This window comes from Desulfobulbus sp. (genome assembly GCF_031547805.1).
Classification (GTDB): domain Bacteria; phylum Desulfobacterota; class Desulfobulbia; order Desulfobulbales; family Desulfobulbaceae; genus Desulfobulbus.
Map to the genome: position 1 here is coordinate 86,982 of NZ_JAVBRQ010000020.1, position 19,065 is coordinate 106,046.

Genomic DNA, 19,065 nt, shown 5'->3' on the forward strand with positions numbered 1-19,065 from the left:
TCTGGTCATACGGGGGCTTCACGACAACAGAAATTTCCTCAAGAGCTGATTATAGGTCAGCCCGAACCTTCTCGTGTCGCTGTAACTTGCGATCGTGTCGTTGGTTTGCGACAGATCGACGGTGAACGGGGCGAGCTGTTTCTGTTTCTTTTCATCGTAGAGGATCTGGACGATTGGCCGCGTCATGTCTTCAGTGGAGCCGATCACCACCCCACTCCTGCCGTCGGCCAACACCACACAAGTGCCGACCGGATACATGCCGATGCACCGGATGAAATCATTGGCCAATTCCTTGTTGAAGTGCCCGCCGCCGCCTTCGTAAATTATGCGCAACCCCAATACCGACTCCATGCCGGCCTTGTAGCACCGCTCCGAGGTAACGGCGTCGAACACGTCGCAGACGCTGGTGAGCTGCGCCGCAAAACTGATCCGGTCTTTTTCCAGACCGTGGGGATACCCTTTGCCGTCGTATCGCTCATGATGATGCAAGGCTATGTCATACCCCTCCAAAGGAATATTTTTTGCCCTGGAAAGCATGTCCATGGACAACTCGGCATGCCGTTTCATTTCATTGAATTCCGCCTCGGTAAGCTTGCCGGGCTTGTTGAGAATAGTCTGCGGCACCAGCGCCTTGCCGATGTCATGGAACAAAGCGCCAACCGCTATGTCGAGGCTCTGCTGCTCCGGGATTTCGTAGTAATGGCACATGTTCAGGACATGGGAACTGACACTGACCGAATGATACAGCGTGTATTCGTCTTTTTTGCGGATGCGGCTCAGGAGCGAAAGAGCGTCGCGATTTCTTTGAATCGAAACCTGCATCTGCTTTGCGAGCTCATAGAAGGGCCCGACTTCGGGCATGCTCCCTTCCATGGCCTGCCGATAGGTCTGTTCGACAATCCTGACGGCATCCTCTGTGATTTTCCTGGATGATTGCAATTCATTTTTCAAGGGCACAGCAGGCCGCTCACGGTGGCGCTTTACTCCAAAAGGAGTAATAAAACTTACATCTTCAACAACAGATCTCGACGGCTCTGCGTCCAGCCCTCGGTCCGTATCGATAAAAACCTCTTCGATATTCCAATTTTTCAATATTTCAATAGTATTTTCACTCTTTATATAACTTGGCTCAATATATAGATTGCTCCCATTCCAGTCACAGTTAAAATCATGGACATAAACTCCGACTCGCAAACATTCAACATTTACCTTTTTTATCATAACTCATTGAAACCTGGCGCAGAAAACTATGATCAACAGTGACGGCAATCTCTTTTTTCCGTAAACACAGGGTGCTGTTTCCTAATTCAATAGTCAATCACATGTCCGTCTCCCGCTGGAAGAATCGCTCAAGGGAAGCAAATCAAGATGGAACAGACGGTGACGCGATGTAATTACAAAAAAACAGTAAATTGCACAGATAATCTCACAACCAGTGTGCCACGGGCAGCTTGAATTGCAAGGCCTTTCCGCGAGGAGGCGCTCCTCACACAAATCTATGCATCATGGATGGAGGTGGAAAGGAGGGCTCTCCGGCAAACCAAGTTGAAGTGGCGCAGCAAAATTGAACAAGCCGCCAAGTGAAAAATATGCGCCCCCCCTGACAGCCATGAACGGCAAGAGCACACGTTGATCGATTTTGGCCACAAGTGCCTGCAAAACCGGTCGGCAACAAAAAAGGAGTTGGGTCAACAACCCAACTCCTTCAATTTCTGGCGCGCCCGGAGGGATTCGAACCCCCGGCACTCGGATTCGAAGTCTTTATTTCGGGTTATTTACCAAGCATAACGAACCATAATTAAGTTGACTAATCAACAACATGACCATAATGTGGACCTTAACGAAACTTAACCAAAAACGCCCTTTTTTACTCTCAAAGGTAGCACCGAGGTAGCACCAAAAAACAGGGAAGAGCAACGGATTACAATCAAAACGGTCATTCAAAGGTAGCACCAAATGGCAAAAAATACAGTCAACTTCACCAAGACCGCCCTTGAACTAGTACAGACTCCGGCCGGAACAACAAGGTTTTACCTGCACGATGAGCGCGAAAGCGGGCTTGTTCTTCAGATCACGCCAGCGGGCCGCAAAACCTTTCAGCTTTACAAGAAGCACATGGGCAAGCCGATTCGCGTGACCATCGGCACCTTCCCGGAACTGACCGTGGAGCAGGCCCGGAAGAAAGCGCGGGAAATCAAGGTTGACCTGATCAATGGCGAGAACCCGAACGACAAGCTGAGACAGCAGCGGCAAGAAATGACCTTTGCCGGGCTGTTCGAAATCTACATGGAGCGGCATGCCAAAATCAAAAAGCGGACATGGAGGGAGGATCAGCGCTACTTTGACCGGCACCTCGTTGCACTTGGAAGAAAAAGGCTTTCTACCGTTACCCGGCAGGATATTGCCGCTATTCATTCCCGGATCGGCAAAGTCCGCCAAGTTCACGCCAACCGCGTCCTTGCCCTGATCTCCTCCGTTTTTGGCCGTGCCATCGAGTTTGGCCTGTGGGAAGGCTTGAATCCCTGCCTTGGGGTCAAGATGTTCTCCGAGCAGTCCAGGGACCGCTTCCTGTCCGCCGATGAGCTGGCCCGGTTCTTCCAAGCCCTGGAGCAAGAGCCGAACGGCACGGCCAGAGATTTCTTCCTTGTCGCCCTGCTGACCGGTGCCCGCCGGGCAAACGTCCTTTCGATGCGGTGGAGCGACATCGATCTGAAGACCGAAACCTGGCGCATTCCTGAAACCAAGAATGGCACCCCGCAAAACGTCCCCCTGGTTGGACCTGTCCTCGACATCCTGCGGGACCGGTGGAAAAACACGTCCTCCTTTTTCGTCTTTCCAGGGCGCGGCAAGACCGGCCACCTGTTGAACCCATTCAAAGCATGGGCGCGAATCTGCCAAGCCGCGGGGATCAAGGGAGCGCGCATCCATGACCTGCGGCGCACCATGGGGTCGTGGCAAGCCAAAACCGGCGCCAGCCTGCCTATCATCGGCAAGAGTCTGAACCACCTGAGCCCATCCACCACCAGCATTTATGCCCGGCTTGATCTCGATCCGGTACGATCCGCCATGGAGAAGGCCGCCACGGCCATGCTGGAAGCGGCCGGCGGCGGGAAGAAATAAGTGATAACCAATGATGGCTGCGGCGTTGCTGCTTTTTTGTTGCGCTAACGAGTCAGTAACCACTGGCGAATCCGGTGGCTTGGAAAAAAGATTTTTCTCCCGGCAAGACACCGGAGGCCTTCACCCACGATGAGGCTCTCAATGGTTGAATATCCGCTCACGGTACTTTTCCGCTATCCGCCGCGAAAATGTCATATGCATGGAAAACAAGTGGAATCTATATCCGTCCATCAAGATATGTATAGAGAGTGCCTTTTTTCTGTACACATCATGGCCGATCAATATAAAGTCGCCCTATTTCCCACTACCTTCTTTTTATGAGGAGCCGCGAATGAAAACGCTCATACCTTTAGAGCGGCGGTTATCGCCTGAACGTTTTGAAACCCCGGCCATTCTAAAAAAATTGAATACCGCCAGCCGTCAACTAGCAGAATTGAAAGGCATCGTCGCCTCCATCCCTAATCAGGCCATTCTGATTGACACCCTTGGGCTTCAGGAAGCCAAGGACAGTTCGGAAATCGAAAATATTATCACCACCCATAACGATCTTTTTCAACAGGCGGTCTTTCCTCAATTCTCCGGCAATCCAGCCGCCAAGGAAGTCGCTTGTTACCGCGAAGCGCTATGGGCAGGTTTTCAGCGTGTTAGCGACAGCAAGCTGTTGACCAGCAAGCACATTCTGACGATTCAGGCGGAACTGGAAAAGAACCATGCCGGATTTCGTAAATTGCCGGGAACGGAACTTCGCAATAACGCGGGCGCGACCATTTACATCCCTCCCACGCCCGAAGTCGTACCGCAATTGATGACCGATCTTGAGCGCTTCATCAACGATGACCAACTGTTCGTCGCCGATCCTCTGGTAAAGATGGCGCTGATTCATCATCAGTTCGAGAGCATTCATCCCTTTTATGACGGCAATGGCCGCTGCGGCCGCATTATCAATGTATTGTATCTTGTGCAGCAAGATTTGTTGAATATTCCCGTGCTCTATTTGAGTCGATTTATCGTTCAGCATAAGGGAGAATATTATCGCCTGTTGCAAGACGTGCGCGATGCCGATTCCTGGGAAAATTGGGTGATGTATATGATGGATGCGGTCGAGCAAACCGCTCTTGAGACCGTCGCCAGTATTCAGGCCATAAAAAATCTGCTTTTTCGGGTTAAACACGCGATACGGAAGAAATACCGTTTTTACAGTCAGGATTTGATTAACAACTTGTTCCGGCACCCCTACACCCGGATTGAGTTTATCATGCAAGATATGGGCGTTTCCAGGCTTACCGCAACCAATTATCTAAACCAGCTTACCGCAGGTGGCTTTCTGCAAAAACGGAAGTTGGGGCGGAATAATTATTATATCAACATGCCGCTATGCCGGATTTTGGCCGACAATGACGAATGGCCGGCGTACAACGAGTAGACTGAAAGGAAACCAAATGCCTCTCAAAAAGAAAAATTCTTCTTCCACTAAGCCGGACGGGTGAATCTACCTGACGCGCGCGCCCCCAATCTGCAGTTCACCTGGCGTGGCAAATATGAGTTGGAAGGCATGGAGAACTGAAGACATAGCAAAGCGGTTTGCGGCGGGAAGAGATAACGAAGATTTCACTTTGCGGGGATAGAGGGCACTCGACAAGCCGCCTATCCTGGGGCGGTTTCCCCGTGATCTCCACACCAGGGCGCTACAGGAGCGCGAAACAGATGAAACTTGACTTTGAACGCTTGCCGCCCGATACCCGCCTTGCCCTCCCCTTGGCGGCGGAATGCCTCCAGGTGGACCCCAGGGAGTTGCTGCTGGCGCTGCGCTCAACCGGCGCGGAAATTCACCTCACGAAAGACGGCGTCGAGGACGACGGCGCAAGATTGTTGGCATGCTTAATCAGTAAGAGCCGCTACTCGTCTCGCCGATATGGCTACAAAACGGTTTCCAACCTGAAGCGACATTCATGGGGTATACAGATCGCACCGGCCACCCGACAAGTACCAATACAAACAAGGGTGACCATCACCCTGAACGATGTTGAGGTCCTGGCAGGGGACGTCATCGCTTGCCGGGAACTTTTTACCATGGAGGCGGAACAGCAGCAGCCAGCCGAAGGAAGCGCGGATGAAGGCATCCCCCCGGGGGGTTACCCATTGGTGGGAAAGAAAGCGGCGGCAAAATATCTGGGCGTGCTTTCCGAGGACACTATTACGAACTACATCAAAGAGGGCATGCCGTTTGATAAAGTCGGCGGCACATACGTATTCAGCCACGAAATCAAATCTTGGTTTGACGAGAGAAGGGCAGCTATCAATCGAAAACTCCGCTCTAATTTAAGAAAATAAATATCCCCTCCATTTTATGTGTCCGTTCCCCGATCCGAGAAATGGACACACTCCGCGCAACTCTCCGTTTTTGTTTGCAAGTTGCGGTAGGCTTTTTTCCGCCGCCCTCTTCATTTTATGGGTCACCTTCCCCATTTTAGGGGTCCATTTTCCGGGTCCATCGGTAAACACGATTTTTTGAAATTGCGTATCTTTCCCCTCATGAATGGTGGGTAATCCGCCGCAACTTATCGTGAGGTAAAAGAATGAAATCGATCCAGAAGCCCCAACCTGCAACCAGACTCCTCTCGCCCGAAGAGGCAGCTGCCATGCTGGGAACAACCCCTGGGGTGTTATCGGTATGGCGAAGCACCCATCGCTACCCGTTGCCGTGGGTGAAAATTGGCAGGTCGGTTCGCTACCGGCCATCGGACATCGAAGCGTTCATCGACTCCCGGACCATTTCCCCGGTAGAGGTGTGATCATGGTTGCGACCAGCCGGATGTGCTGCCTTTGCGGGAGCACAAGGCCACCCATCGGCACCCATGTCTTCATTCCTCGCCCCGAACACGTCCACAGGTTTGGCGGCATTCCCGGGCAATCCCGGAGCATGGAGTATTACCTTTGCGCTTCCTGCAAGGCGCTGCCGAATGCGGAACGGCTCACCCGGGTGGAGTCCTCTTTGGAAAAGGCAGTCGATGAGATTGTCTTGACGGCCATCCGCGCCGGGACGGCAGATGAATCGTGCTGCTGGTGCGACGGCCCTGGCGACATGTATCACGTCATTCATTCGCAAGGGAGATCGGTGGTTTTCTCCACGTGCGCAGCTTGCAGACGGAAACGGGCTGGCCGGAAGTCGGCGGCTAAGAGAGCAGTCCGGAAGTTGCGGAAAGCGGGAGTGCCGAGATGAAGGCAAGAAAAGAATGCCCCGGTCCGGCTGGCGACGGATCAGGGCACAAAGGAAAAACTGTCGATCAACAAGATACCTTGCCAGAGGTGTCCTGTCAATCAACCTCTGTGGCTGCTCAGCGGCGGCGCATCCTCGACCTTCTCCGGCACGGCTCATTGACCACCCTGGGGGCACGGGCGGAAGACATCATGCACCCGGCGGCCCGTTGCATGGAGTTGCGCAAACAGGGCCACCCTATCCGCACGGAGTGGGCGGTTGAATACTGCGCCGGCGGCGTGAAACATCGAGTCGCCAGCTATCGGCTGGCTCCTGGCAACGAGGTGGAGCCATGATTGACGGCTTCAATAGAGACACCGTGCAAGCTCTGGTAGCCGGCCGCGTTGCCGAAGAGGAAGCCGACACCGCGCTGGTCGCCTCCGCTGTGCCGGAACGCAGACCGCTCCAGGTCGACCCGGAATTTTTTTCCAGCACCGCTTACCTCAACTATTTCCCGCCGAGTTACGAATGGCTCCTGGGCAAAAGTTTGCGCCGGGGCTGCCTGGGTGTCATCGCCGGGCCTCCAGGCGCCGGCAAAGGAACGCTCGCTATTCAGTTTGCCGTGGCCGTGGCGGGCGGGCTTCCTTTCCTCGATACTTGGCCGGTGCCATCTCCCGGCCCCGTCCTGTATTTGAGCGCGGAAGACGACGCACTGGTGATTCATCGGCGCGCGCATCACGCTTTGATGCAATTGCCGGAGAACATCCGGAGCACCGCTGCTGCCAGCTTTTACGGCGTGGCGGTGCACGGCCAGGTGCATCTTTGCACTGGCGGCCGTGGAACCGCCGTAACCCCCACGCCGCATCTTGCGGACCTACGCACCTTACTTGAAAAGGTCCGCCCCTCGTTGTTGATCCTCGACACCTTGGCTCGTTTCGCGGGTATCGAGGAAAACGACAACCCGGCAATGACAGGGTTTTGCGGCCACCTCGAGGACATCATTGCGGACCTCGACTGCAATATCATCCTGTTGCACCACTCCAACAAAACCGCCGGGGATTGTGTCGAAAGCCCGGATGAACTCGCCAAGGCCCTGACGCAAACAGCCATGCGCGGTGCCAGCGCTCTGTCCGGATGCATCCGCTGGGGGCTGCTCATGGCTCCCTTGGGCGCAAGCCTGGCGGTAAAACTCATTGGTGACGAGGCCAGGGGCCGGGCCGATGGCAGCTTTGTCGCCGTCCGGGTGGGGAAGAAGAACGCCGGCGCGCCAGAGCCCCGCTACTACCTTGCCAGAGGGGAACAGGGTCTCCTGTACCGTGTCGAGGCTGCCGGGCAAGAGAAGGCCGAAGGGGATATTATTGCCGACGCCCACAATTTGGCCGAGGAAGTAAGGCGGCGAGAAGCGGATGGAGAGAAGCGCATGAGCGTTTCCCGTTGCGGACAAGACGCTTTCTCCTGGGGAATTTCCCGAACTCGAAAAACTGTCGAGCGAGGGCTCGCGCTGGAACTCTTTTTCAAGGTGAAATCAGGGAAGCGCGAACACCTTTGTTCCGATTGTTCCGATTGTTCCGACGATCCCGGAACAAAAGAATTGTTGAATGAAATTCAATAATTACACAATTGTTCCGGGGTGCTTGTTTTTTGACGATGGAACAGCAGAAAAAGTTCAATGATTTCAGCAATGTTCCGATGTTCCGATTGTTCCCCTTAAAAGGGTGGTACAGGCTGGAACATTTGAAGTGTTCCCCCTGTCTGTACCACTTGGTCTTTTGGGGCGCGCGAAGCCGATACCAGAGAGGTTGGCCAAATGGATATTCTGAGTTTTCTCCCTGCCGGGCAGTTCAAGCATAAGGGGCACGGTGAGTGGGCGGGACCATGCCCAGGCTGCGGCGGAACGGATCGTTTCATTGCCTGGCCTGAACACCCAAGCGGTGCGACCGGTGGCAAGTATCTTTGCCGGGGGTGCAAGCCGGAAGGCGGCGATTGCACCCAATTCCTCCGGGACTTTCACGGCATGAGCTATCCTGACGCCTGTGCGGCGCTCCAGGTAGAACCCCGACAGAACAGCGCCGAGCATTTCGCAAGGCAGCCGACTAAGGAGCGGCCCTGGGAACCGGAGCCGGAGCGCCAGCCTTCAGAACAATGGCGGCAGCGGGCCGAGACTTTCCTTGCCGAGTGCCGGGAGCACCTTTCCTCCGAAGCCGGGCGGGCTGCTCTCTATGGCCGGGCCCTGGCCATAGAGTTCGCCTTGCGGCATGGCCTGGGTTGGAACCCCACCGACCGCTACGACGCCCCGGAAGCATGGGGGCTGGAACCTTGGCTGAACAGCAAGGGCAACCCCGGCAAGCTGTTTCTTCCTGCCGGGCTGGTGGTGCCCACCTTCCGCAAGGCCGGACCAGTGGCCGTGAAGATTCGCCGTCGCGACTGGCAACCGGGCGATGCATGGCCGAAGTATCAGGCTGTCAAGGGCGGCGGCAATGGTGCGCTCATCCTGGGCAAACCGGGACTGCCTGTGGCCCTGGTGGAGTCGGAACTCGATGCCCTGCTCATTGCACAGGAAGCGCCGGGGCTTTGTTCCGTCATGGCCTTGGGCTCCGCATCGAACCGCCCGCACACCGCCACGGTGGATTTCCTGAAAGCCGCTCCCGTCATTCTGGTTGCCCTGGACTTTGATCAACCCGACGCACGGGGGCAACGGGCAGGAGCACGGGCCTGGGCTTGGTGGCGAGAACACTTCCCGCAGTCGCGACGATGGCCGCCGGCAGCGGGGAAAGCCCCTGGCGAGATGCACCAGACCGGTATTCCCGTGCGAATGTGGGTAGAGGTAGGACTTGTGGGAGAAACGCGCCAGGATGCCCCACATGCGCCCCGTGCTGCTCGACATGATGCGGAGAGCGAAGCGGTGGCGGCGATGCAGCCAGTGGGCGCACACGAAGCGGAACAGCCACTCCCTTCATGGTGCCGGGCGGATTGTCACGGGCTGGAGAAGAGCATTGCCCAACCTCTGCCCGGATGGTGTTCCACCCGCTGCGAACACTTCCACCAATTGGCGATCCCGGCGGCTGGCATGTCGTGGTGGTGCTGCCAGGAGGAAGACGAAACCCATTGGCGACGGTCACGGCTCGGCTCCATGGCCGAGTGCCCCTTGGAGGAGGGAAGGAGGTGATGTGGGTACCGCGCCCGGCACATATTGTCTCTATAAGTAGACAGCTTTTGGGTCCTTCCGGTGGGCCTCCGGGCTGCGGGTATATCGCGCCCCGACCTGTCTCTGTTTACAGACAAAAAATACTCCATATCCGTGACCGCTCAGAACGCCGCCAAATGCCCCGTGTTCGATTTTACGGCAAACGCACCTAACTCTCCCTGGCATGAATTGCAGCCCGTAAAATCGATCCTGGCTCGCTTTGCGGCCCTCTAGGGCAACTCGTAAGGAATTCTTAACAGTTCGCCAGGAAGGCAGCCGGCGCAAAGGGGAAAATCCCACTTTGTGAAAACGCCCTCGCGGCAAGAAACCTCTCTCTTCGTTGCGAAATTATTTCGCAACAATGGCTCGCCACCGTTGCGGTAAGCGTTCCCCGTTGACAATCCGCCCGATCCAGGCAATGATACCCTTGCCGCGTCAAAAAGAGGCGTGGCCGGGCCTGGAAACCCGAATAGACGGCGGACACACCGCCACCAATCTCTGCCTGGCGGTTTTTTTGTGTCCACAGCACGGCACTGCTCTTCTTTCCATCACCTGAAAATTCAGGCGATGTTCCCTTGGGCGGTGGTATGCGTGGGGGCCTTGCGCCCACCGGTCTGTCCGTCTACCGGTTTTCCAGCCCGCATATCGCCGCCCTTTTTTGCGTCCTGGAAAACGCATCGGGCGGCTCAAATACCACCAAGACGGAGCCCCCCCCCATGGAAACCACCCACCACACCCGCACCCTAAACGACCTGGAAATCAATGGATAGAGGACAGCCGCGACCATATCGAGGCCACCACCTACACGATCCAGGACCTGGCAAACATGCTGATCACCATTGCCGAGATGATGGGCGACACTTCCATTGATCCGCATTACCACAAGGATCTTGGAGTGAGAGGGATTACGGCTATCGGCTTCGCCATCGACAAACTGACAGAGAAGATCACGGAGCACCACGAAGACATTCAGGACGTCCTGGAGGGCGTGGCGGAGGCGGAGCACAAGGCGCGTGAGGATTACCTGGCGACACGCTGGAAAAAAAGCCGCCCATGAAGCCGCTTGTTATTTGCGGGGCCAAGGCGATCGGCGAGGCGGTCGGCATCAATTGGCGGCTCTTGCCTCATTACGTCAAGCGACATGCCCTTCCGGCTTTCCGCATCGAGGAAAGGGGCAACTGGCTTGCCCTGCCGGAAGACCTGCGAGCCTGGGCCGAGCGCATGAGAGACGAGAACCTGAAGCGGTGAAAAGCCCTGTGGGCAAATGGGATCGTGTCACGGGATGTCACGAGGCGTCACAGCCGATAGCGAAACTTTTTTCGGCAGCGGTCAGCGGGCAAACACAAGACAAGCCCGGAAAAGGCAATAGCCAGCACCCCCTGATGCGAATCCAACCAAGAGGGAGTCCGAATATCAGGAGGAATACCAGCGGCCACGGACCCATCGTCTGGGACTACGGCTTCAGCTTCTTCCTGACCGCGCTTCATTCTCCTCCTCTTCCTCGATGATTGCGTTGAGTGCGTCTTCCACTACTTTGCCCCACGGGGTGAAAAGGATGCGCAGTATTCCAATCAGGGCATACCCGCAAAGCCCGAGGAAGGGGAGGACAAAGAAAATGAGGCCAAAAGCGACCGCACTCGGCTGAACCAGCTCGCAGAGCAGCCAGGCACTCGGCCCGGCAAGCAACAAGATGACAACCCATCCAATATTCCAGCGCATGGCGAATTTGGCTGCCGTTGCGAAATTATTTCGCAACGGACTTTTTTTATCTCTCGTTTACGGGCAAAGGGGAACTGCCGTTCCCATTTCCGGCAAAACGATACCGCGGTATCGTTTTCATCCACCCCAGAAGCCTCCCCCAATTTTGGGGAGATGTCAAGGCGGATCGTCCGGCCACCACCTTGGCGGCTACACCTTTTTTCAAAGGTAGCACCGAGGTAGCACCAAAAGAAAAAGGGCTCAGAGGAAAACCTCTAAACCCTTGTTTTTTTGGCGCGCCCGGAGGGATTCGAACCCCCGGCACTCGGATTCGAAGTCCGATGCTCTATCCAGCTGAGCTACGGGCGCAGCCGCTCGTGGCAAAGCGCCGCTATCTTACCCGGAAATCAGCGCCGGCGTCAACCCCACCTTCGGACTCGAATCCTGAAAAAGGATCAATCCAACAGCAGCGGCGTTTGTCCCGACGGTACCCGAAGCGCGGCCAGCAGCCGCTCGGGATCGCAATAGGGCGCAAGGCGGTCCCGATTTGCCGCCAGCACCGGCAGAGCCTTGGCCGCCATCTTGGCCGCTGCCTCGTCAAAACCGAATTCCTGTTTGATATACACCCCGGCCGCCCGGATCATGGCCTGGAGAAAAACCTTTTCCGTTCCTTCGGCCCGCATCCAGGCATGCTCGAGGATTTCGTGCACCTCGAAAAAAAGCCCGAGATCCCAAAGCACCAGCCCCTGCCACAAAGTGTCGTCCGGCCGCCGGGCCGCACGGCCAAGAAAACGTCCGTATCGCTCCAGCCGGCCGCGGATATAGGCGGTCCGCTCCGGACCCGGGGAATCGCTCAGGAACCGGTCGGCAACCCGGCGGGCGGGCTCCAGGCTCTGCGCCGCGAGGCAGCGCATCATGGCCGCGGACAAATCGTTGCGAATGTCTCGGCTCAACCGGTCTCGGAACGGGTCAAACGGCGTGGGTTTCATGGGTCGTGCTCCCTGCTGATCAATGGTATAGTGGCAGCCGGCAAGCCGCCGCCTCGGCGGTTTGCGCCTATTATACCGCCAACACCAAAGGTGCGAACATGAAACTGTACAGTTGTATTACCGGCCCCGACGACGAAACCTTCTGCAAACGCGTGTCCGACAAGCTCAATCGCGGCTGGCAACTGCACGGCGGCCCCACCCTGACCTTCGACGGCAAGACGGTGATCGCCGGCCAGGCCCTGGTAAAAGAGGTCGAAGGCGAGATCTTCACCATGGACACCAAGATCGGCGCCTACTAAGCGCCAACGCAAGGCCATGCGTCTTCTCCACACCTCGGACTGGCACCTGGGGCATCGATTTCACGGCCGACAACGGCACGAGGAGCAGGGCCGCTTTCTCGACTGGCTGGTCGAGCTGGTCGAGGAGCGGGCCATTGACTGCCTGCTGGTGGCCGGCGACGTTTTCGACACCACCGCCCCCGGAAGCCGGGCCCAGGCACTCTATTACCGCCTGTTGCATCGCCTGGCCGCCTCATCCTGCCGGCACGTGGTGCTTATCGGCGGCAACCACGACTCCCCCGCCCTGCTGGAAGCGCCGCGCGAACTGCTGCGCCGGCTGGACATCCATGTGATCGGCATGGCCGACGGCGATTATGGCAAGGAAATCCTGCAACTCGACAATCCGCAAGGAAAGCCCGAGTTGCTGGTTGCCGCCGTGCCCTATCTGCGCGACCGCGACATCCGCCACGCCATGCCCGGCGAAACCCTTGAAGACAAGGGCCGCCACCAGCGCGAGGCGATCCGCGCCCATTATCGGGACATCTGCCGGATGGCCGAAGAACGGAGGCGGCAGCTCGATCCCGGCCTGCCGCTGGTGGTCATGGGACATCTCTTCGTTGCCGGCGGGCGGACCGTCGAAGGCGATGGCGTGCGCGACCTGGCCGTCGGCGGGCTCGACCGGATCGAGGCAACCTGTTTCCCCGCGGACATCGATTACCTGGCTCTGGGCCATCTCCATCTCGGCCAGTTGGTGGCGGCCAATCCGTGCCGGCGGTACTGCGGGGCACCGCTGCCGATGAGCTTTGCCGAGGCGAAAACCAGCAAGCAGGTGTTGCTGCTCACCGCACAAAACCGGGAGATTGCCGTGGAACCAATCGAGGTGCCGCGCTTTCAGCCCCTGGCCTCGGTGCGCGGGGATCTGCCCACCTTGTTGCGGGAGCTGGACCGGCTGCGGATCCCGAACGCACCGACCTGGGTCGAACTGGTATACGAAGGCGACCCGGCAATCCCCGATTTACGCGACCAATTGCTGGCCGCGACCGCGGGGTCGGAGCTGAGCGTGCTGCGCATCCGCAACAATCGAGTCTTCGATTACGTGCTGCGCCAGACCGAGCGGATCGAATCCCTGGACGATCTCGGGGTCGCGGAGGTGTTCGAGCGTTGCCTGGCGATCAACACGATCGAGGAGCAGCAGCGGCGGATGCTCCGCGCCGCCTTTGCCGAGATCGTCGATTTCCTTGACCGGGAACGGGAGCAAACCGGGGGGCAGCCGTGAAAATCCTGGCCGTCCGCCTGCGCAACCTCAATTCCCTGGCCGGCTCCTGGGCCATCGATTTCACCGCGCCCGAGTTGGCCGCCGCCGGCATCTTCGCCATCACCGGCCCCACCGGCGCGGGCAAATCGACCATCCTGGACGCGCTCTGCCTGGCCCTGTTCGCCCGCACCCCGCGCCTGGGCCATATCAGCAAGGGCAGCAACGAGATCATGGCCCGGCGCACCGGCGACTGCTTTGCCGAGGTCGATTTCGAAACCGGCCAGGGCAGCTTCCGCTGCCATTGGGCCCAGCACCGGGCCCGGCGCAGTCCGGGCGGTGAACTGCAACCGCCCAGGCACGAGATGGTCGACATCCACACCGGCCGGGTGCTGGAGAGCCGGAGCAAGGAGGTCGGCCGGCTGGTGGAACAGGTGACCGGCATGGATTACGACCGGTTCACCCGCTCGATCCTGCTGGCCCAGGGCGATTTCGCCGCCTTTCTCGAAGCCGATGCCGACCAGCGGGCGCCACTGCTCGAGCAGATCACCGGCACCGGCATTTATTCCCGCATTTCCGTGGCCGTGCACGAACGAACCGTCGAGGAACGGCAGAAAACCGCTGCGCTGCGGGAAACCATGGCCAAGGTGGTGTTGCTCGACGCGGCCGAAGAGCAAGAACTGGCCGCCGGCATCCGCGAGCACCAGGCCACGGCAGCGGTGCTCGGAGAACGGTTGGAACACCTGGGCCAGGCCCTGCATCGACTGGATGCCATCGCCAGGCTGCACACCCAGATTACCGAAACCGACCGGCTGCTCGAACATCTGGCCCACCGCCGAGCAGCAGCCCAAAACGACCTGGCCCGGCTCGACCGGGGCCGGCGCGCCCAAACCCTACTGGCCGAGTACACCCAATGGCGCCAGACCGAGGAGCGGCTCGGCGCGCTGCGCAGCAAAGAAACCGCCCTGGCCGCCGAGTTGGAGCGCCAGCGTCAAGAGCGGCAACGGATAGCCATCGACCACGACCGGGCGGTCCGAATGTTGGCGGAAACCACGGCGCGGCGGCAGCGCGAGGACGAAACCATTGCCCTTGTCCGCGCTCTGGATCTTCGACTCCACGAAAAACGGCAGGTCATGGCGCAAAACCAGGCCCTCTGGCAGCAAAGCGAGCGGGAGCGCGACCAGGCCCTGCAGCAACGACACGAGCTGGAGCGACGGCTGGCGGAGATGGCGGATCAACAGACACAGCTGGCCGCCTTCTTCCGCGAGCGTGCCGGCGATGGCCTGCTGGTGGAGCAGTTGGCCGGGATCCGCCAGCAATTGCAGCAAGTAAGCGCCGGGGAACAGGCGTTGCCGGCGATGCGGCAGGAGCGCGAAGCCCGGTCCGCTGCCCACGGCAAGGCCCAGCAGCAGGTGATCGTCCTGGGGCGTGAACTGGAGCAGGCGGACAAGGACCTGGCCCAGGAACGGCAGCGGCAGCAGGCATTGCTAGTACGGCGCGACGCGCTCCTGGACGGACAGGAACTGTCCGCCTGGCGACACCGAATGGAAGCGGAAACCGAACGATGGCGCCAGTTGATACAGGCCGCCGAACTTCTGGCCGGCCTGCGCGCCACCGAAGCGGAACTGTCAAACCTGGAAGGCGTGCGCCTTGAGCTGTTCAACCACCAACAACAGGGCACGGACCGGCTCCGGACGTTCGAGGAACAGCGTCGATTGCGGGAACAGTTGCTGCGGCAGTGCGAGCTGAATCAGCAGTTGAGCGCGCGGATCAGGAGCTTTGAGGAGGAGCGCAAACGGCTGCGCGCCGGCGCGCATTGTCCGCTGTGCGGTGCCACCAGCCATCCTTGGGCCGAACAGCGGCCCGAGCCGGTGGAAGCGGATAGGGCAAATGAGGCGGTCGCTCAGGCGCGGGCCGAGCTGGAAGAGGTCGAGGCGGCTGCGGCCAAGGTCCGGGAAACACTGGCAGGACTGGCCAGGGACATCGACCATAACGAACTGGCCAGGACCAGGGGACAGCAACAGCGGCAGGAGTGGACAGCGCGGCTGTCCTCGTTGCTGGCCCTGTTCGGCGATACCGCCGAGGTGGACCGGCTCCACGCCCTGGGCGGCGACAGGATGGAGGAACCGCGCCGCCGCGTCCAGGAGGTCGATCGCCTGGAGGAGGAACTGCACGCCGCGCATGCACGGGGCGAACAGGCCACGGCCCGTCACCACGGACTGCAGCAACTGGCGCAAAAAGCCCGGCACGAGGTCGATACCCTTGCTGCCGACCTGAGGCGGCTGGAACTGCAACTCAAAGACGGGCAAAATCGAATCGCGGCCCAACGAGCCGATCTCATTCGCCAATTACGGCCCCTGGAGATCGACACCTGTCCGCCGGGACAGGCCGGCACGCTTGCAAACCACCTGGAGCACCGCCTGCGGATCTGGAAGGAACGTCAGGAACAGGATGCGGCACTCGCCGAACAGCGCAACCGGCTGCGGGCCGAATGCGGCACGCTCGATCTGTTGCTGGCAACCGTCGACAAATCCCTGGCGCAGCAAGCGGCCCGTCTGGCCGAGCTGGAGGCCGAGGCCGGCGGCTTACGCGCAGAGCGCCGCGAACACTATGGCGACCGCGATCCGGATGTCGAGGAGCAGCGCCTCCGCGCCGAGGGGGAACGGGCCGAAGCCCGGGAGCAAACCAGCCGCGCCCGCTTGACCGAGGCCGACCGGCAACAGCATGGCCTTGAGGAACAGGTCCGGCTCAATGCCGAGGAGTTGGCAACGCTGGTACCTGTAGGCCGAGTGCAGGCAACCCAGGTGCTCAATCTGCTGCCGGGCGCCGGTTTCACCGGCCTTTCCGAGTATCAGGCCGCCCTGCTGCCGCCGACGACCTTGGCCGCCCTGGATACGCTCAAGCAGGAATTGGACCGGGAACAGGCAGCGCTTGCCGCCCGGCGGGCCGAACAGGCGGCGGCCCTGCTCCGGGAAGAGCAGCTGCGCCAGGATAAACGCGGCCGGGAGGACCTTTCGGCCGAACAGGTGGAACTCAACCAGGAGTTGGCAGCGGTGCAGCAACGGATCGGCGCCAGTCGGGAGCGGCTGCAGGCCAATGACCTCAACCGCTGCGAATTCGCTACCCGCCAGCAGGAATTGGCGGCACAGCAGCGGGAGCTGGAACGCTGGGAGTTGCTGCATCTGCTGATCGGCTCGGCCGACGGCAAGAAATTCCGAGTCTTTGCCCAGGGCCTGACCTTCGAGGTGATGATCGGCCATGCCAACCACCAGCTGCGCCGGATGAGCGACCGCTACCTGCTCCTCCGCGACCCCAGGGAACCGCTGGCCCTGCAGGTGGTCGACAACTACCAGGCCGGAGAGATCCGCTCGACCCGCAACCTTTCCGGCGGCGAGAGTTTCCTGGTCAGCCTGGCCCTGGCCCTGGGGCTGTCCGCCATGGCCAGCCATCATGTCCGGGTCGATTCGCTGTTCCTCGACGAAGGTTTCGGCACGCTCGACGAGGAAAGCCTGGACACCGCCCTTCAGACCCTGGCCGAACTACGCCAGGACGGCAAGTTGATCGGCATCATCTCCCATGTACCGCTGTTGCGCGAACGCATCGATGTTCGCATCCGGGTGCAGCCGGGACCGGCCGGCACCAGCCGCCTGCTCGGGCCGGGATGCGTCCGGCTGGCCTGAGACGGCGATTCGCTCAGATGCGCTTCCCTCGCTGCGGCAACCACCCGCTTCCTCCACCGCACACCGGACAAGCCTGCAGGCGCAGCGGCGGTTCCAGATGGCATGCCGCCAGCAGGCGGTTGTCGGCAAAGATCTCGCCGGTGGGACCATCGGCCGCAACCTGGCCCTGTCGCAGGACAATGGTCCGCGGGCAGAGATCCAGCACCAGGTCGAGATCGTGGGTGGCGATGATTGTAGTGTGGCCGAATCCGGCCAGCAGCGCGGTCAAGGTCCTGCGGGCCCGGGGATCGAGGCTCGACGACGGTTCGTCCATAACCAGGATGGCAGGCTCCATGGCCAGCACCGTGGCAATGGCGGCCAGGCGTTTTTCGCCTCCGGACAGCTTGTAGGGCGGCCGGTCCCGGAGATGGGCCGCGCCGACCTGCTCCAGGGCCGAGGCCACCCGCCGCTCCACCTCCGCAAGCGGCAGTTTGAGATTGAGCGGCCCGAAGGCGACATCCTCGGCCACGGTCGGCATGAACAGTTGATCATCCGGGTCCTGGAAAACCATGCCCACGGTCCGGCGGATATCGGGCAGGGCAGCCTTGGCCACCTGGAAATCGGCGATCCGCACCGTGCCGTGCTGCGGGATGAGAGAACCGTTGAGGTGCAACAGCAAGGTCGATTTGCCGGCCCCGTTGGCGCCGACCACCGCCACCGCTTCGCCGGCTCGGATATGCAGGGAGATTCCGCGCAACGCCTCCGTGCCGTCCGGGTAGGCGTGGGCCAGATCCCGGACCTCGATCAGGGGAGGGCTCATGATGCCAGCAAGCCGGTGACGAACCGGCCCAGGAGCAGAGGACCATCGAAAACCCGCATGGCGAGCAACGCCGCCAGGGCGATCGCCAGGATCAGGACATCGCGGCCGTTCAGGCGCAGGGGATTACGGGTGCGGATGGTGCCGTCGAACCCCCGGCACCGCATGGCCAGATGAATACGCTGGGAGCGGTCCAGGGTGCGGAGCAGCAGGCTGCCGAGCAAAAAGCCGCAGGCACGGATCCCCAGGCCCCGCCCCTGAAAGGAGCGAAGCGCCCTGGCCCGGTTCAAGCGCAGCCCTTCCTCGACCAGGACAAACAGGTAGCGATACAGCAGCAGGAGCTGCACCGCCAGCACGCTGGGCATGCCCAGCTGTTCCAAGGCCCTGCAGACCGCGTTGAAGCCGGTAGTGGCGATCAACGCCAGCACGACGCCGACGGTCAGGCAGAAGCGAAGCATCAGGGAGAGCAGCGAGAGCCAGCCACCGGCAATGGCCAGGGTGCCGAGCCGCATCAGGGGCTGGTGGTCGTATACGGGATTGAAGAGCCCGATCAACAGGGCCAGGGGGGCTGCCAGAAGCAATCTGTTGAGGATGAAACCGGACGGGATGCCGGCCAGGCCGATGATCAGGGTCAGGAAGAGGGCAAAGGGCAGCAAGCCGGCGATCGCATACTTGTCAAAGGAAACGACACAGACGAGAAAGGCCAGGGTAATCAGCACCTTCACCCGGGGATCGAGCCGGTGCACCGCCGAATCGCAGGCCGCGAGGCGATCGAGGCGATGCAGGTCGAAGGATGCGGATTCGATGGCGCTCACGGCGACAATCGCCCAGGAAATCGTTGCGGTCCGGACACGGAACAGAAGACGCCGCCC

Annotated in this window: 18 protein-coding genes, 1 tRNA gene and 1 pseudogene; 14 read left to right on the top strand and 6 right to left on the bottom strand. The window is 59.8% G+C overall.

The window, feature by feature from the left end:
- Positions 1 to 18: 18 nt before the first annotated feature.
- Positions 19 to 1,221 (bottom strand): HD-GYP domain-containing protein, encoded by a 1,203-nt coding sequence (locus RMR13_RS07630; protein WP_310600045.1) that lies wholly within the window; start codon positions 1,219 to 1,221, stop codon positions 19 to 21.
- Positions 1,222 to 1,956: 735 nt separating this feature from the next.
- Here RMR13_RS07630 and RMR13_RS07635 point away from each other — a divergent pair.
- The 11 genes and pseudogenes from RMR13_RS07635 to RMR13_RS07680 all read left to right on the top strand — a co-directional run bounded on the left by RMR13_RS07635 (position 1,957) and on the right by RMR13_RS07680 (position 10,748).
- A complete protein-coding gene (locus RMR13_RS07635) occupies positions 1,957 to 3,120 on the top strand; it encodes a tyrosine-type recombinase/integrase (RefSeq protein ID WP_310600046.1) in 1,164 nt (387 codons plus the stop codon).
- 331 nt (positions 3,121 to 3,451) lie between these two features.
- Positions 3,452 to 4,543: a Fic family protein gene (locus RMR13_RS07640; protein WP_310600047.1), complete on the top strand. Its 1,092-nt coding sequence runs from the start codon at positions 3,452 to 3,454 to the stop codon at positions 4,541 to 4,543.
- A 281-nt stretch (positions 4,544 to 4,824) separates the two neighbouring features.
- The gene (locus RMR13_RS07645) at positions 4,825 to 5,451 is read left to right on the top strand and encodes a hypothetical protein (RefSeq protein WP_310600048.1); all 627 of its coding nucleotides are present in this window, start codon (positions 4,825 to 4,827) and stop codon (positions 5,449 to 5,451) included.
- Positions 5,452 to 5,696: 245 nt separating this feature from the next.
- Positions 5,697 to 5,912, top strand: a complete 216-nt coding sequence (locus tag RMR13_RS07650) for a helix-turn-helix domain-containing protein (protein ID WP_310600049.1) — start codon at positions 5,697 to 5,699, stop codon at positions 5,910 to 5,912.
- Between the two features lie 424 nt (positions 5,913 to 6,336).
- On the top strand, positions 6,337 to 6,672 hold the full coding sequence (locus tag RMR13_RS07655; protein WP_310600050.1) for a helix-turn-helix domain-containing protein: 336 nt from the start codon (positions 6,337 to 6,339) through the stop codon (positions 6,670 to 6,672).
- Positions 6,669 to 7,928: an AAA family ATPase gene (locus RMR13_RS07660; protein WP_310600051.1), complete on the top strand. Its 1,260-nt coding sequence runs from the start codon at positions 6,669 to 6,671 to the stop codon at positions 7,926 to 7,928. The genes RMR13_RS07655 and RMR13_RS07660 overlap by 4 nt, the downstream gene beginning before the upstream one ends.
- Positions 7,929 to 8,123: 195 nt before the next feature.
- Positions 8,124 to 8,288, top strand: a pseudogene (locus RMR13_RS15375) (primase-helicase zinc-binding domain-containing protein); the annotation flags it as partial.
- A gap of 42 nt (positions 8,289 to 8,330) precedes the next feature.
- Entirely contained in the window at positions 8,331 to 9,482 is a 1,152-nt protein-coding gene (locus tag RMR13_RS07665) for a toprim domain-containing protein (RefSeq protein WP_310600052.1), read from the top strand.
- A 605-nt stretch (positions 9,483 to 10,087) separates the two neighbouring features.
- Positions 10,088 to 10,270, top strand: coding sequence for a hypothetical protein (locus RMR13_RS07670; RefSeq protein WP_310600053.1), 183 nt, complete (start codon positions 10,088 to 10,090; stop codon positions 10,268 to 10,270).
- A 56-nt stretch (positions 10,271 to 10,326) separates the two neighbouring features.
- The gene (locus RMR13_RS07675) at positions 10,327 to 10,557 is read left to right on the top strand and encodes a hypothetical protein (RefSeq protein ID WP_310600054.1); all 231 of its coding nucleotides are present in this window, start codon (positions 10,327 to 10,329) and stop codon (positions 10,555 to 10,557) included.
- Positions 10,554 to 10,748: a hypothetical protein gene (locus tag RMR13_RS07680; protein WP_310600055.1), complete on the top strand. Its 195-nt coding sequence runs from the start codon at positions 10,554 to 10,556 to the stop codon at positions 10,746 to 10,748. Before RMR13_RS07675 ends, RMR13_RS07680 begins: the two co-directional genes overlap by 4 nt.
- A 213-nt stretch (positions 10,749 to 10,961) precedes the next feature.
- On the opposite strand, the gene RMR13_RS07685 is transcribed toward RMR13_RS07680, so the two are convergent.
- The 3 genes from RMR13_RS07685 to RMR13_RS07695 form a co-directional block, all read right to left on the bottom strand.
- Positions 10,962 to 11,219 (bottom strand): hypothetical protein, encoded by a 258-nt coding sequence (locus RMR13_RS07685; protein ID WP_310600056.1) that lies wholly within the window; start codon positions 11,217 to 11,219, stop codon positions 10,962 to 10,964.
- Positions 11,220 to 11,490: 271 nt separating this feature from the next.
- Positions 11,491 to 11,567 (bottom strand) — tRNA-Arg (locus RMR13_RS07690).
- Positions 11,568 to 11,653: 86 nt separating this feature from the next.
- Entirely contained in the window at positions 11,654 to 12,187 is a 534-nt protein-coding gene (locus RMR13_RS07695) for a DUF309 domain-containing protein (RefSeq protein ID WP_310600057.1), read from the bottom strand.
- 98 nt (positions 12,188 to 12,285) lie between these two features.
- Between RMR13_RS07695 and RMR13_RS07700 the strand changes: the two genes are divergently transcribed.
- From RMR13_RS07700 to RMR13_RS07710, 3 genes are read left to right on the top strand one after another with little or no spacing between them, the layout of a single operon-like run.
- Entirely contained in the window at positions 12,286 to 12,486 is a 201-nt protein-coding gene (locus tag RMR13_RS07700; RefSeq protein ID WP_310600058.1) for a DUF1737 domain-containing protein, read from the top strand.
- 16 nt (positions 12,487 to 12,502) lie between these two features.
- Positions 12,503 to 13,741 (top strand): exonuclease SbcCD subunit D C-terminal domain-containing protein, encoded by a 1,239-nt coding sequence (locus RMR13_RS07705; protein WP_310600059.1) that lies wholly within the window; start codon positions 12,503 to 12,505, stop codon positions 13,739 to 13,741.
- Complete coding sequence (locus tag RMR13_RS07710) at positions 13,738 to 17,397, top strand: AAA family ATPase (protein WP_310600060.1); 3,660 nt, start codon at positions 13,738 to 13,740, stop codon at positions 17,395 to 17,397. The genes RMR13_RS07705 and RMR13_RS07710 overlap by 4 nt, the downstream gene beginning before the upstream one ends.
- Before the next feature lie 13 nt (positions 17,398 to 17,410).
- On the opposite strand, the gene RMR13_RS07715 is transcribed toward RMR13_RS07710, so the two are convergent.
- Entirely contained in the window at positions 17,411 to 18,196 is a 786-nt protein-coding gene (locus tag RMR13_RS07715; RefSeq protein ID WP_310600061.1) for an ABC transporter ATP-binding protein, read from the bottom strand.
- Complete coding sequence (gene cbiQ / locus RMR13_RS07720; RefSeq protein WP_310600062.1) at positions 18,193 to 19,008, bottom strand: cobalt ECF transporter T component CbiQ; 816 nt, start codon at positions 19,006 to 19,008, stop codon at positions 18,193 to 18,195. The genes RMR13_RS07715 and cbiQ overlap by 4 nt, the downstream gene beginning before the upstream one ends.
- Positions 19,009 to 19,065: the final 57 nt, after the last annotated feature.

Coding starts and splice junctions, on each gene's coding strand:
- RMR13_RS07630 (WP_310600045.1), bottom strand. CDS start 1,221: ATGATAAAAAAGGTAAATGTTGAATGTTTGCGAGTCGGAGTTTATGTC.
- RMR13_RS07635 (WP_310600046.1), top strand. CDS start 1,957: ATGGCAAAAAATACAGTCAACTTCACCAAGACCGCCCTTGAACTAGTA.
- RMR13_RS07640 (WP_310600047.1), top strand. CDS start 3,452: ATGAAAACGCTCATACCTTTAGAGCGGCGGTTATCGCCTGAACGTTTT.
- RMR13_RS07645 (WP_310600048.1), top strand. CDS start 4,825: ATGAAACTTGACTTTGAACGCTTGCCGCCCGATACCCGCCTTGCCCTC.
- RMR13_RS07650 (WP_310600049.1), top strand. CDS start 5,697: ATGAAATCGATCCAGAAGCCCCAACCTGCAACCAGACTCCTCTCGCCC.
- RMR13_RS07655 (WP_310600050.1), top strand. CDS start 6,337: ATGAAGGCAAGAAAAGAATGCCCCGGTCCGGCTGGCGACGGATCAGGG.
- RMR13_RS07660 (WP_310600051.1), top strand. CDS start 6,669: ATGATTGACGGCTTCAATAGAGACACCGTGCAAGCTCTGGTAGCCGGC.
- RMR13_RS07665 (WP_310600052.1), top strand. CDS start 8,331: ATGAGCTATCCTGACGCCTGTGCGGCGCTCCAGGTAGAACCCCGACAG.
- RMR13_RS07670 (WP_310600053.1), top strand. CDS start 10,088: ATGCGTGGGGGCCTTGCGCCCACCGGTCTGTCCGTCTACCGGTTTTCC.
- RMR13_RS07675 (WP_310600054.1), top strand. CDS start 10,327: ATGCTGATCACCATTGCCGAGATGATGGGCGACACTTCCATTGATCCG.
- RMR13_RS07680 (WP_310600055.1), top strand. CDS start 10,554: ATGAAGCCGCTTGTTATTTGCGGGGCCAAGGCGATCGGCGAGGCGGTC.
- RMR13_RS07685 (WP_310600056.1), bottom strand. CDS start 11,219: ATGCGCTGGAATATTGGATGGGTTGTCATCTTGTTGCTTGCCGGGCCG.
- RMR13_RS07695 (WP_310600057.1), bottom strand. CDS start 12,187: ATGAAACCCACGCCGTTTGACCCGTTCCGAGACCGGTTGAGCCGAGAC.
- RMR13_RS07700 (WP_310600058.1), top strand. CDS start 12,286: ATGAAACTGTACAGTTGTATTACCGGCCCCGACGACGAAACCTTCTGC.
- RMR13_RS07705 (WP_310600059.1), top strand. CDS start 12,503: ATGCGTCTTCTCCACACCTCGGACTGGCACCTGGGGCATCGATTTCAC.
- RMR13_RS07715 (WP_310600061.1), bottom strand. CDS start 18,196: ATGAGCCCTCCCCTGATCGAGGTCCGGGATCTGGCCCACGCCTACCCG.